The organism is Streptomyces sp. cg40, assembly GCF_050320165.1.
Classification (GTDB): domain Bacteria; phylum Actinomycetota; class Actinomycetes; order Streptomycetales; family Streptomycetaceae; genus Streptomyces; species Streptomyces hokutonensis.
The window spans coordinates 6,770,601-6,782,338 of sequence record NZ_CP190128.1 but is presented as its reverse complement, the minus strand read 5'-3'; the positions used below and the strand labels follow the sequence as shown (position 1 = coordinate 6,782,338).

At 70.0% G+C, this 11,738-nt stretch carries 11 protein-coding genes; 2 read left to right on the top strand and 9 right to left on the bottom strand.

What is annotated here, in order from left to right; all coding sequences use genetic code 11:
- Window positions 1-40: 40 nt before the first annotated feature.
- The 6 genes from ACQHII_RS30530 to ACQHII_RS30505 all read right to left on the bottom strand — a co-directional run bounded on the left by ACQHII_RS30530 (window position 41) and on the right by ACQHII_RS30505 (window position 7,161).
- Window positions 41-934: a carbohydrate ABC transporter permease gene (locus tag ACQHII_RS30530; RefSeq protein WP_427922287.1), complete on the bottom strand. Its 894-nt coding sequence runs from the start codon at window positions 932-934 to the stop codon at window positions 41-43.
- Window positions 931-1,911 (bottom strand): carbohydrate ABC transporter permease, encoded by a 981-nt coding sequence (locus tag ACQHII_RS30525; protein WP_427922286.1) that lies wholly within the window; start codon window positions 1,909-1,911, stop codon window positions 931-933. The genes ACQHII_RS30530 and ACQHII_RS30525 overlap by 4 nt, the downstream gene beginning before the upstream one ends.
- A complete protein-coding gene (locus tag ACQHII_RS30520) occupies window positions 1,908-3,206 on the bottom strand; it encodes an ABC transporter substrate-binding protein (RefSeq protein WP_427922284.1) in 1,299 nt (432 codons plus the stop codon). The genes ACQHII_RS30525 and ACQHII_RS30520 overlap by 4 nt, the downstream gene beginning before the upstream one ends.
- A 265-nt stretch (window positions 3,207-3,471) precedes the next feature.
- Window positions 3,472-4,950, bottom strand: a complete 1,479-nt coding sequence (locus ACQHII_RS30515) for a glycoside hydrolase family 18 protein (protein ID WP_427922283.1) — start codon at window positions 4,948-4,950, stop codon at window positions 3,472-3,474.
- 106 nt (window positions 4,951-5,056) lie between these two features.
- Window positions 5,057-6,460: an ATP-binding protein gene (locus tag ACQHII_RS30510; protein WP_427922282.1), complete on the bottom strand. Its 1,404-nt coding sequence runs from the start codon at window positions 6,458-6,460 to the stop codon at window positions 5,057-5,059.
- On the bottom strand, window positions 6,457-7,161 hold the full coding sequence (locus ACQHII_RS30505) for a response regulator transcription factor (protein WP_019065807.1): 705 nt from the start codon (window positions 7,159-7,161) through the stop codon (window positions 6,457-6,459). The genes ACQHII_RS30510 and ACQHII_RS30505 overlap by 4 nt, the downstream gene beginning before the upstream one ends.
- A gap of 111 nt (window positions 7,162-7,272) precedes the next feature.
- On the opposite strand from ACQHII_RS30505, the gene ACQHII_RS30500 reads away from it, so the two are divergent.
- Entirely contained in the window at window positions 7,273-7,827 is a 555-nt protein-coding gene (locus ACQHII_RS30500; protein WP_427922281.1) for a hypothetical protein, read from the top strand.
- 13 nt (window positions 7,828-7,840) lie between these two features.
- Here the strand turns inward: ACQHII_RS30500 and ACQHII_RS30495 are convergent, their stop codons facing one another.
- Together ACQHII_RS30495 and ACQHII_RS30490 are read right to left on the bottom strand one after the other, a co-directional pair.
- Window positions 7,841-8,713, bottom strand: a complete 873-nt coding sequence (locus ACQHII_RS30495) for a spermidine synthase (RefSeq protein WP_427922280.1) — start codon at window positions 8,711-8,713, stop codon at window positions 7,841-7,843.
- A gap of 64 nt (window positions 8,714-8,777) precedes the next feature.
- Window positions 8,778-9,212: a hypothetical protein gene (locus ACQHII_RS30490; RefSeq protein ID WP_427922279.1), complete on the bottom strand. Its 435-nt coding sequence runs from the start codon at window positions 9,210-9,212 to the stop codon at window positions 8,778-8,780.
- Between the two features lie 272 nt (window positions 9,213-9,484).
- Here ACQHII_RS30490 and ACQHII_RS30485 point away from each other — a divergent pair, with 272 nt between their 5' ends.
- The gene (locus ACQHII_RS30485) at window positions 9,485-10,957 is read left to right on the top strand and encodes a hypothetical protein (protein ID WP_427922278.1); all 1,473 of its coding nucleotides are present in this window, start codon (window positions 9,485-9,487) and stop codon (window positions 10,955-10,957) included.
- Between the two features lie 66 nt (window positions 10,958-11,023).
- Here the strand turns inward: ACQHII_RS30485 and ACQHII_RS30480 are convergent, their stop codons facing one another.
- Window positions 11,024-11,620: a histidine phosphatase family protein gene (locus tag ACQHII_RS30480; protein WP_427922277.1), complete on the bottom strand. Its 597-nt coding sequence runs from the start codon at window positions 11,618-11,620 to the stop codon at window positions 11,024-11,026.
- Window positions 11,621-11,738 lie beyond the last annotated feature (118 nt).

Below are 11,738 nucleotides of genomic sequence, written 5' to 3'. Positions count from 1 at the left end.
GTGGTTCTCTTTCAACGGGAAGGGCCGGACCGGAGCGGCGTCAGCCCTTGTTGGCGCCCAGCGTGAGACCGCTGACGAACTGGCGCTGGAGCGCGAAGTACACGATCAGGGTCGGGATCGCGGTGAGCAGGGCGCCGGCCGCGACCAGGTTGGGGTCGGTGAAGTACTGGCCGGAGAGGTTGTTCAGGGCGGAGGTGATCGGCATGTTCTCGCCGGTCGAGATCAGCACGATCGCCCAGAAGAAGTCGTTGTAGATCCAGATGGAGAGCAGGGTGGCCAGGGCCGCCATCGCCGGCTTGCACAGCGGCAGCACGATCTGCCAGTACTGGCGCCACACGGACGCGCCGTCCACCAGGGCCGCCTCGGTCAGCTCGTGCGGCAGCATCCGCATGTAGTTGCTGAGCACGAAGGCGCAGAAGCCGGACTGGAACGCCACATGGATGAGGACCAGGCCCAGCGCGGAGTCGTAGAGCTTGCCGCTCATCGTGATGCCCGGCAGGTCGATCAGCAGGTAGAGGCGGTACAGCGGGGTGATGATGACCTGCTGCGGCAGCAGGTTGCCGGCCGTGAACACCAGCAGCAGCGCGATGTTGAAGCGGAAGTCGAAGCGGCTGACGTAGAACGCGACCATCGACGCCAGCAGCAGCGTGAGCAGCACGGCCGGGACCGCGATGATCAGTGTGTTGACGAAGTAGTGCGTCATGTCGGACTGCTGGAACGCGTTCTTGAAGTTGTCGAGGTTCAGCGTGTCCGGCCAGGAGACGTACCCCTTGTTGCTGGTCTCCGCGTACGGGCGCAGGGCCGCGTAGACCGCCCACAGGAGTGGCGCGAGCCAGGCCAGCGAGGTGACGACGAGGAACGTGTGCAGCAGGACCCGGGCGGGGCGGAGCGGGGTGCGCTGCTTCACGCCGAGCGCGGCGGTGGGGGTGGTCATGCGCGCCGCTCCTTCCGGAAGGTCGCGATCAGGTACGGAATGATGACCGCGAGGGAGATGACCAGCAGGACGACGGCGATGGCCGACCCGTAACCGATCCGGCTGGACTCGCCGATGATGTTGTTGGTGATCAGGATCGACAGCAGCTCGGTGCCCTGGGCGCCCTTGTTGAAGACGAAGACCAGGTCGAAGGCGCGCAGCGACTCGATGATCGTGACGACCAGGACGACCGTGTTGGTGGGCCGCAGCGTCGGGAAGATGACGTTCTTGAACGTCTGCCACTCGTTGGCGCCGTCCAGCGCGGAGGCCTCCCGCAGGGACGGGTCGACGCCCTTGAGGCCGGCCAGGTACAGGATCATCATGTAGCCGGCGTGCCGCCAGGAGGCGGCGATCAGGACGGCCCACAGGTTGAGCTTGGGGTCGCCGATCCAGTCGATGTAGTGGCCGGGCTTGTTGGCCCCGATGAGGCTGTTGATCAGGCCGGTGTCCGGGTTGTAGATCAGCTGCCAGACGAAGCCGGTGACCGCCAGGGACATGACGACCGGCAGGAAGAACGCGGTCTGGTAGACGCGGCTGAAGCGGATCTTCTTGTCCAGCTGCACGGCCAGGAAGAGGCCGAAGGGCGTCGGCAGCAGGATGAGCACGACGAACCAGATGATGTTGTGCTCTAGGGCGGGCCAGAACTGCGGGTTGTCGGTGAACAACTGCTTGAAGTTGTCCAGCCCGACCCACTTGATCGAGGAGAAGCCGATGCCGTCCCAGCTGGTGAAGGCCAGGGCGATCGAGGCGAGGGCGGTGACCCAGACCAGGGCCACGTGCAGGACCGTCGGCACGCCCGCCATGAAGGCGAGCGTGATGCGGTCACGGCGGGTCAGCAGGCGCTTGGCACCCTGCGGGACCCGCTTGTCGGCAGGCGCGGGGCCCGGAGGCGGAACGGCGTCCGCCTCCGGGCTCGTCGTAGTCGTCTCGGAGATCATGAGGAGGCGAAGATCGTCTTCTTCTGGCGCTCGATCGAGGACAGCAGGCTGTCGACGCCCTTGGGGTTCTGGAGGAACTTCTGCAGTCCGGGCTGCATCACCGTCGAGGTGAAGTCCGGACGGGAGTCGCGGTCCATGAACTGGGTGAGGCTCTTGGCGGCGCCGATCATGTCGAACGCCTTCTTCTGGAGCGGCGAGTACGCGGCGGTGGAAGCCTTGCTGGAGGCGGCGACCACGCTCGGGTCGGTCTTCAGGTAGAGCTCCTCGGCCGCCGGGGTGCCCAGGTACTCCATGAGCTTCACGACACCGTCGTGGTTCTTCGGGGCCTTGCTGACCATGAAGCCGTCGGTGGGCGCCTCCACGGTGTCCTGGCCGTACGCGGAGTTGACCTCCGGGAAGGCGAAGAAGTCGAGGTCGTCGAGGTCGGCCTTGTTGGTGAACTGCTGCGCCACGAAGGAGCCCAGCAGGTACATGCCGGACTTCTTCGACACGATGCCCTGCGCCGCGTCCTGCCAGGTGCGGCCCATGAAGCCCTCCTGGTGGTACGGGAGCAGCTCGGACCAGTGGTCGAAGACCGCCTTGACCTTGGGGTCGGTCCACGACTCGGTGCCCGCCATCAGCGCCTTGTGGAAGTCGTAGCCGTTGAGGCGGAAGTTGATCTGGTCGAAGGTGCCCATCGCCGGCCACTGGTCCTTGTCGCCGAAGGCGATCGGGACGAGTCCGTCCTTCTTCATCTGCTTGCAGAGGGCGACCAGCTGGTCCCAGGTGGTGGGGACGGTGTAGCCCTTCGCCGCGAAGACGCTCTTGCGGTAGAAGATCGCCCACGGGTACGTGGTCAGCGGCACGAAGTAGTACTTGCCGTCCTCGCCCTTGCTGAGCTTCTTCATGGCGTCGGGGAAGTTGTCCCCGATCTTCGCCCACACGTCGTCGATCGGGGTGGCGAGCTTCTTGGCCGCGAAGAACTGCATGCGGTACCCGGCGAACCAGTTGAACACGTCGTCCGGCGTGCCCTGGAGGTAGGAGTTGATCTGCTCCTGGAAGGTGTTGTGGTCCTTCGTGTTGACCTTGACGGTAATGCCGGAGGTCTTCTTGAAGTCCGCGTAGACGCTCGCGAACGCCTTCTTCGGCACGGCGTCGGACGCGTTGGACCCGAGCGTCACGGTCTTCGAGTCGGACCCGCTGCCGCTGCTGCCACAGGCGCTCAGCAGGGGGATACCGGCTCCGAGCAGGGCGGCGCCGCCTACGCCGCGCAGGACGGAACGGCGGCTCGCGGCGGGGAGGGAGAAGTCGGGCATGAACGGCTCCTGACGGACAGGGTTCGGCCGGAATGCGCCACGCCCCAGGTCGTCGTAACCGACCAGAAACCAACGCGACCAAACACGGTGGCGTAATAACAGTCCCATGTCTGGTCATGCGTCAACACCCGCCGCCTTCATTTGTCGAAACGTAATCGACATGCCCCGGCAAGAGAAGCGGACGTAGAGCCGAGTGGCCATACGTCCGCTGCGGGACTACTGGGGCCACGGGAGTCGCGAGGGGCTCCCGTGACACATGGGGCGACTACTGCAAGGCGGAGAAGGCCTTGGAGAACGCGGACGGGGCCTGCGCGATCGAACTGCACGTCGCGTCCGCGGTGGGCTTGGCCCCGCCGGCGCACTGCTTGTCGCGGGCCCCGGACCACATCGAGATACCGCCGAGCCCCTTCGCCTTGGCGAAAGCGACGAGCTGGGTCGCGTCGTCGACCTTGAAGACCTCCGATGACACGTCGTTCACACCGATCATCGGGGTGACGGAAACCGCTTTCCATGCAGCGCTTTCAGAGAGCCCGAGAACACTCTTGACTTGGGCCTGAGTCGCCGTAGCCGCTTGCTCTGAGTACGTTCCCATATCTCCGCTGTAGGCCGGTCCGTAATCCATCGCCATGATGTTGACCGTGCCGATTTTCACGCCGTTGGACTTGGCGTTGGACAGCAGATTCACACCGTCCTGGGTAAGGCCCTCGGGCATCACCGGGAGGGTGAAGGAGACGTCCAGATTCGGGTGCTGCTGCTGGAGTTTCGCTATCGCCTGGGCGCGCATCGTGTTGGCCGCCGTGTTGGGCAGCGCGGCGCCCTCGATGTCGAAATCGACCTTGGTGAGGCCGTACGCGTCCACGACCTTGCCGTAGGCGCTCGCCAGCGCGCTCGCCGAACCGCACGTCGTCGCCAGCTCGGAGCCGGCCGCGCCGCCGAAGGAGACCCGTACGTCGCCGCCCTTGGCCCGCAGCGCGCCGATCTGGGAGGCCACACCGTCGCTCGCGAGGTCCGTCACCCCGCCCCACTTGGGGGTGCAGCCGCCGCCGTCCAGGACGAAGGCGAGGTTGTAGTTCTTCACGCCGGTCGCGGTGACGTTCCCGAGGAGGTCGAAGGCCGGGTAGAGGGAGGTGTCGACGTAGGGGGCGAAGCCGCCGGCGGCCGTGGTGCCGCCGCTCGGGGCCGGAGTCGGGGTCGGAGTGGGGGTGGGGGTGGGCGTGGCCGTCGGGGTCGGCGTGGGCGTCGGCTTGGCCGTGGGGGTGGGGGTGGGCGTCGGCGTGGGGGTCGCCGTCGGGCGGCCGGTCGGCTCGGGGGTCGCGGTGCCGTCGGCCGAGCACTTGGCGTTGTCGATGAGGCAACTCGTGGGCTGGCCCGTGCCGTTGACCACGAAGCCGACCGTGACCGACTCGCCGGCCGCGAGCCCGTCCGGGTCCCACTTCGGCGGCTTCACGGTGACGTGCTGCCCGCTCACGCTCGACTCGGCGTTCCACAGCGAGCTGAGCTTCGAGCCGGACGGCAGGTCGAACTGCAGCGTCCAGTCCGCCTTCCTGGCGCCGGTGGTGTTGGTGACGACGTACTGCGCGGTGTACCCCGTCGACCACTCGCTGGTCCTGGTGTAGGCCGCGCCGACGCTCGCCGCCTGCGCGACACCGGTCAGCAGGATCGCGCCGCCGCCGACCACCGCCGCGGCGACCGCTCCGCCGATCACCTTGTTTCTCTTGCCGATCCTGCGCCGGTGGGTGCTCATCACGTGCCTGCCTTCGCCGTACGGGGGTGGGTGCGGCAGCACGCTAGCGATCCGGAATCGGGCAAAGCGCCTGATCCGGACGGCAGTTGGCGATCTTAGGGTGCGCTTAAGGAAGGGATCGGGAACGGTTAAAGGTAGAGACCAATCTGCCGCGCCGACGCCGTCGTACGGCCCCTCGGTGCCCCCGGCGCTCCGGCTCCCGCCCGTCCAGCTGGATCCAGATCCGGACCTCCGTGCCGCCGAGCATCGAGGAGCCGATCCGGACGTCCCCGCCCGTCGACTCCGCGAGCCTGCGCACGATGTCCAGGCCGAGCCCGGTCGACCCGTCGCTGCCGGAGCCGCGCCCGCGAGTGATCGCCGCCTCGGGGTCGCGTATGCCGGAGCCCGCGTCCGAGACGAGCACGATCACCGCGTCCTCGCCGTTGTGCACGTCGACCGCGAAGGCCGTGCCCTCGGGCGTGTGCCGGAACACATTGCCAAGGAGGGCGTCGAGAGCGGCGACCAGGTCGGCGCGGGCCACGGGTATCCGCACCGGCCGCTCCACCCCGGCCACCCGCACCTTGCGGCCCTCGTCCTCGGCTAGCGCGGACCAGAACCGCATCCGCTCGCGCACCACCTCGGCCGCGTCGCACCCGGCGCCGGGCCCGGCCGCCACGGTCTGCGGCTTGGCCTCGCGCGCGGTCCGGATGATCGTGTCGACCTCCCGCTCCAGCTGCGCGACGGCGGTCCGCGTCTGCTCGGCGGCCGGCCCGTCCCCGAGCGAGGCCGCGTTGAGCCGCAGCACGGTGAGCGGTGTGCGCAGACGGTGGGACAGATCGGCCGCCAACTCCCGCTCGTTCGCCAGCAGTTGTACGACCTGGTCGGCCATGGAGTTGAACGCGACCGCCGCCAGCCGCAGTTCGGTCGGCCCCTCCTCGGGCACCCGCGCCCCCAGCTTCCCCTCCCCCAGTTCGTGCGCGCCCTCGACCAGGCGCTGCGCGGGCTGCACCATCCGTACGCCCAGCCGGTCGGCGACCGCGACGGAACCGACGATCAGCGCGATGCCGACCCCGGCGAGCACCGCCCAGGCCGTGCCGACGCCGTTGCTCACCTCCGACTCCGGGACGAACACCTCGACGACGGATATCTCTCCGGAGCTGAGCGCGACCGGCTGGAGCAGGACGGAGCCGCCGGGCACCTCGGTGGTGGAGGCGCGGCCCAACTTCCGTACGGTCGCGATGTCCTTGTCGACGGCGCGCTGCCGCCCGATGTCGAGGGCTGCCTTGCCCTCCCCCGCCGGTATGTGCACCGCCATCCCGGAGTCCGCGCCCGCCGAGGCGACGACCTTCTCCAGCTGGTCCCGGTCGGTGGTGATGGACAGGGCGGGGGCGACGGCGGCGGCCTCCCGCTCCGCGTTCGAGAAGGCACGGTCGCGGGCCATCTCCTTGATGACCAGGCCCAGCGGCACCGCGAAGGCGACGACGACCATGGCCGCGATCGCCAGACAGACCCTGACCAGTGCCCACCTCATCGCAGCGACTCCGCTCCCGGTGGCTCCAGCTTCACGCCGACACCCCGCAGGGTGTGCAGATAGCGCGGCCGGGCCGCCGTCTCCCCCAACTTCCGGCGCAGCCAGGACAGATGGACGTCGATCGTCTGGTCGTCGCCGTAGGACTGCTGCCACACCTCGGCGAGGAGTTCCTTGCGCGGGACGACCACACCGGGCCGGCCGGCCAGGAAGGCGAGGAGGTCGAACTCGCGGCGGGTGAGGTCGAGTCGGACGCCGTCCAGGTCGGCCTGGCGGCGCAGCGGGTCGACGGTCAGTCCGCCGACGCGGAGGACCGAGGACGGGGGCGCCTCACCGGTGGTGGCGCGGGAGCGCCGCAGAACGGCGGACATGCGGGCGGAGAGATGGTCGACGGAAAAGGGCTTGGTGAGGTAGTCGTCCGCGCCCGCGTTGAGCAAGCGGACGATCTCCGTCTCGTCGTCCCGGGCGGTGGCGATGATCACCGGCACGTCGGTGATTCCGCGCAGCATCTTCAGCGCCTCGGACCCGTCCAGGTCGGGCAGTCCGAGGTCCAGGATGACCACGTCGAAACGGAAATGGGCGACCTCGCGCAGCGCCTCAAGTGCCGTACCGACACTGCGCACCGTGTGCGCGGCATCGGTCAGATGCCGGATGAGGGCCGAGCGTACGAACTGGTCGTCCTCGACCACGAGCACACTTGCCATGCGCCGCACCGTACGCCATGCGGGCGACCCGTATCCGGGGCTGTGGACAACTCCCCCCTGTGGACAAAGCGATGGCCATCGGTGGGACACCTGTGGGGCGCGTGAGGCAGTATGGCCGCGATGCCCAGAGGACTCGTCAACGGATTCGTGCACGTGCTGGCCTGGTCGCTCGCCACCGGCGCGGCAGTCACGCTGTCCTGGTGGGGCGTCCACACGGTCATGACGGGCACGGCCTACGACCCGCCGCGCGCCCTGCCCATCACGGCGGCCGGCGCGACCGCGCAGGAGGCGACACCGCCCGCCGGGCCGACGGTACGGGCCGAGGCGGCCCCGACCCCGTCGAGCACCCCGACACCGACCCGTACCCCGAGTGCGACCCCCACACGGACGGCGACCGCGGACCCGTCCCCCTCCCCGTCCGTCTCCGCCTCCGCCTCCGGCCAGGTCAAGAGCTACGACACCGACGGCGGGCGGGTGGTGCTCGAACTCGACTACGCGCCGGCCTATGTGACGCTCGTGTCGGCGACGCCGGGTACGGGCTGGTCGATGCAGGTGTGGAAGACGGACTCGTGGCTCCGGGTGGAGTTCACCAAGGGCACGGGCAAGGTGTCGGTGATCTGCACCTGGCACGACGGGGCGCCGCGGGTGGATGTGGGGAACTACTAGACAGGCGTGCCCTTTAGCGGAACACCGACGGCGGCGGTGCCGGTGAGGCGACGGCCGCGGCGTCCGTCACCGGTACGGCGCCGCCCGTGAAGTCGGTGAGTTCGCGGCCGTGTTGGAGCCGGCCGGGGTGCGGGTCGGAGGCGGCGCGCCGGGTGAGTTCGGTGAGCGGCAGCGGGTGGTCGGAGGCGACGAGGACCGCGTTGCCGAACCGTTTGCCCCGCAGCACGGTCGGGTCGGCGATCAGCGCGAGTTCCGTGAACCGGGCGGCCACGGTGGCGATCTGGCCCCGCAGGTGGGCGAGCGGGGGGCCGTCGGCGAGGTTGGCGGCGTAGATCCCGCCGGGGCGCAGCGCGCGGCGCACCTCGTCGAGGAACTCGGTGGAGGTGAGGTGGGCGGGGGTACGGGCGCCGCTGAAGACGTCCGCGACGACAAGGTCCGCCCAGCCTTCGGGGAGTTTCGCGAGTCCCGCGCGGGCGTCGGTGGAGCGCACCCGGATCCGCGCGTTGGGGTCCAAGGGCAGCTCGCGGCGGACCAGTTGGACGAGCGCCGCGTCGAACTCGACGACCTGCTGGGTGGATCGGGGGCGGGTGGCGGCGACGTACCGGGCGAGCGTGAGGGCGCCACCGCCCAGGTGCACGGCCTGGATCGGCCTGCCCGCCGGTGCGGCGAGGTCGATGACGTGGCCGAGGCGGCGCTGGTACTCGAAGGAGAGATACGCCGGGTCGTCGAGGTCGACGTAGGACTGCGGCGCCCCGTCGATCAGCAGCGTCCAGGCCCGTGCGCGGTCCCGGTCGGGTATCAGCTCGGCGAGTCCGCCGTCGACGGCCTCGACGACGGCTTCGGCGGAGCCGGCACCACCTCGCCGGGTGTTCCTGGACTTTCCCATTGGCCCATTATCGGCGGGCGGGGGTGGTCCGGCGCGTCCGGCCTGGGCGCGCGGTGGTCAGGGCTCAGCGGCAGCCGTCCGCCGCCTCGATCAGCCGGGCCGCCTCGTCCAGCGCGGCCCGCAGGACCGCCGGGTCGGTCGCGAGGTCGGCGTCTCCGGGGGGCAGCAGCCAGTCGGAGCCCTCGACCGGGGGTTCGGGGTCGGGGGCGAGGCTCAGGCCCCGGCCGTTGGTCTCCGTACAGGTGCTGCCCGGGACGTCCCAGGCCGCCGCCGTGCCCGGCGGGACCAGGAAGCCGAGGGTGTCGCCGCCGTCGTCGTGCAGGACGGGGCCGACCCCGTCGCCCGCGCCGCGCCGCAGGATGTCGACGGCCTCCAGGCCCTGCCGCGTAGGCACGGTCACCAGATCGCAGGCCGAGTCCGCGAAAGGTGGCGCACTGCACTCCGCGCTCGGCAGTCGAGGATCGACGCTCTGGCTGGTCTCCATCCCGGTCTCCACCACGGAACCCCTCCTTGGACGAGCGGGTCGGGAGTCGGGTGGCTCCCGGATCCAAGGAGTTCAACGCGTCGGAGCGTCAACGGCTACGGCACAAGTCCGCCGCAAAGGATGGCAGTTCATGGCAGATCCCGGATGAGATATCCGGTTTGTAGCCAAACCCTGCGTGGCGGGTCGTGCACAGCAGGTACGTTCTTGCCCGCTGGAAACAGGGCGTCACTCACACAAGTCACCCTGAATCCGGCATGGTTCGACGGTTCGCACGAGAGGACCCGGCCATGGCGTCGTCAACGGTGCCCCCGCCCCAGTTCCCCCAACCACCGAGACCCAATCTCGCCTTCCGGCGGCTGCGCGGACAGCGCTCACCGGCGGAGTTCGCCGCGGCCGTACGCCGGTCGGCGCGCGAGATCGGCGAGCGGGTCAGCTGCGACGCGCGCTATGTCGGCCGCGTCGAGGCCGGTGAGATCCGTTGCCCCAACTACGCGTACGAACGGGTGTTCCTGCACATGTTCCCCGGCCGCACGCTCGCCGACCTCGGCTTCGCGCCCCGCTCGTCCGTACGCGGACGCGGGGCGCGCACCGGCGAGGACACGCCCCCCGCACACCCCACGAGCCCGGGCCATACCCCGGGCGAGACAGGTAGGACGGATGAGACGCGAGGGGCGTACGAGCCGTATGACACACCGGACCCGTACGACACGCACGAGAACCACGAGAACCACGAGGAGAGCGACGTGCTGCGTCGCGCATTCATGAGGGGCGGCACCGTCACGGTGGCCGCCGGCACGCTGGGCCCGCTGGGGCTCACATTGGACGCCGTGGCAGCGGAACGTTCCGTCCGCCGTCCCGGTACGAGCGAGGCGGGCGCCCTGGAAGAGGCCGTCCGCAGAATCCGGCTGCTCGACGACCGGCACGGCGCCGACGGCCTCTACCGGCGCGCGGCGGCCCCGCTGCGCGCCGCCTACGCCCTGCTCGACGCGGGCACCACCCGGCAGTCCGTCGCCGAGCGACTGCACTCCGGAGCCGGCGAACTCGCCATCTCCGTGGGCTGGCTGGCCCACGACTCCGGCCGCTTCGACGACGCCCGCTCCCACTACGCCGAAGCCCTCGCCACCGCCCGCATGACCGGCGACGCGGGCCTCGAAGCACACGCCTTCTGCAATACGGCGTTCCTCGCGCGGGACGCCGGACGCCCCCGCGAGGCGGTACGCGCCGCACAGGCCGCGCAGCGCGTCGCCCGCCCCCTGGGCTCGGCCCGGCTGATGTCGCTGCTCGCGCTGCGCGAGGCGGGCGGCTGGGCGGGGCTCGCCGACCGCACCGGCTGCGAGCAGGCGCTGGCCCGCGCGCAGGCCCTCTACGAGCGGGGCCACTCGGAGGCCGACCCCGAGTGGATGAGCTTCTACGGAGAGGCCGAGCTGGAGGGACTTGAGGCGCAGTGCTGGTCGACGCTGGGCGACTGGCCGCGGGCCTCGCGGCACGCTCGGCGTGCCGCCCAGCTCCAGGATCCGCACTTCACGCGGAACATCGCGCTGTACACGGCGGAGCTGGCCGACGATCTCGCGCGCGGGGGGCGGCCCGACGAGGCGGCGACCGCTGGAATGCGGGTGCTGGATCTTTTGGACCTGGTGCAGTCGTCGCGGATTCAGACGATGTTGGCCGGGACCGCGCGGGTGCTGTTGCCTCATCGGCGGGCTTCGGGGGTTTCCGCGTTTCTGGAGAGGCATGCGAGTCTGCCTCGGACGGCTGCGTAGTTTTTCACTGCGGGTCGGTGGGGGCTGGGCGCGCAGTTCCCCGCGCCCCTGAAGGGGCGCCTGCTCTCAGGCGACTAGATGGCCCAGGTCGTTCCAGCTTTCGATCGCAGTTTCCCCGTATGCCCAGCCCAGGACCGACAACGACGTCGGGTTGAGGCGTATCCGGGACGCGAAGTCGATCGGTAGGCCGAGCCAGCGGGCGCCGATCGAGCGGAGGATGTGGCCGTGGGCGAACACGAGGACGTCGCGGTCCTCGGAGCGTGCCCAGGCGACGACCTCGTCCGCGCGGGCGGTGACTTCCGCGAGGGTCTCCCCTTCGGGGACGCCGTCGCGCCAGATCAGCCAGCCCGGGCGCAGGGCCGCGATCTCCAGCGGGGTGAGGCCCTCGTAGGCGCCGTAGTCCCACTCCATGAGGGTGTCCCACTCGGTGGCGCGGTCGCCGAAGCCGGCGAGTTCGCAGGTCTCACGCGCGCGTGCCAGTGGACTGGTGCGGACCTCGACCCCGGGGAGGCCGTCCAGCGGGGGCCGGTGCAGCCGCTCGCCGAGCACCTTGGCACCGCGCCTGCCCTCTTCGAGGAGCGGGACGTCGGTCCTGCCGGTGTGCTTCCCGGACAGCGACCAAGCCGTCTGTCCGTGCCGGGCCAGCAGGATGCGCGGTGCCATGGAGGACCTTTCCGGGAGAAAACGAGAGGCGGGTCACTCCATCATCGCTCACCCTTGAAAAGGGCAACCCGGGGGGCGATCTCTGCGTCTTTGAGGTCCGGGGGCGCCCGAAACGGGG

What these genes read in the sequence shown, in the direction of transcription:
- ACQHII_RS30530 (WP_427922287.1), bottom strand. Translation starts at nt 934, where the DNA reads ATGACCACCCCCACCGCCGCGCTCGGCGTGAAGCAGCGCACCCCGCTC.
- ACQHII_RS30525 (WP_427922286.1), bottom strand. Translation starts at nt 1,911, where the DNA reads ATGATCTCCGAGACGACTACGACGAGCCCGGAGGCGGACGCCGTTCCG.
- ACQHII_RS30520 (WP_427922284.1), bottom strand. Translation starts at nt 3,206, where the DNA reads ATGCCCGACTTCTCCCTCCCCGCCGCGAGCCGCCGTTCCGTCCTGCGC.
- ACQHII_RS30515 (WP_427922283.1), bottom strand. Translation starts at nt 4,950, where the DNA reads ATGAGCACCCACCGGCGCAGGATCGGCAAGAGAAACAAGGTGATCGGC.
- ACQHII_RS30510 (WP_427922282.1), bottom strand. Translation starts at nt 6,460, where the DNA reads ATGAGGTGGGCACTGGTCAGGGTCTGTCTGGCGATCGCGGCCATGGTC.
- ACQHII_RS30505 (WP_019065807.1), bottom strand. Translation starts at nt 7,161, where the DNA reads ATGGCAAGTGTGCTCGTGGTCGAGGACGACCAGTTCGTACGCTCGGCC.
- ACQHII_RS30500 (WP_427922281.1), top strand. Translation starts at nt 7,273, where the DNA reads ATGGCCGCGATGCCCAGAGGACTCGTCAACGGATTCGTGCACGTGCTG.
- ACQHII_RS30495 (WP_427922280.1), bottom strand. Translation starts at nt 8,713, where the DNA reads ATGGGAAAGTCCAGGAACACCCGGCGAGGTGGTGCCGGCTCCGCCGAA.
- ACQHII_RS30485 (WP_427922278.1), top strand. Translation starts at nt 9,485, where the DNA reads ATGGCGTCGTCAACGGTGCCCCCGCCCCAGTTCCCCCAACCACCGAGA.
- ACQHII_RS30480 (WP_427922277.1), bottom strand. Translation starts at nt 11,620, where the DNA reads ATGGCACCGCGCATCCTGCTGGCCCGGCACGGACAGACGGCTTGGTCG.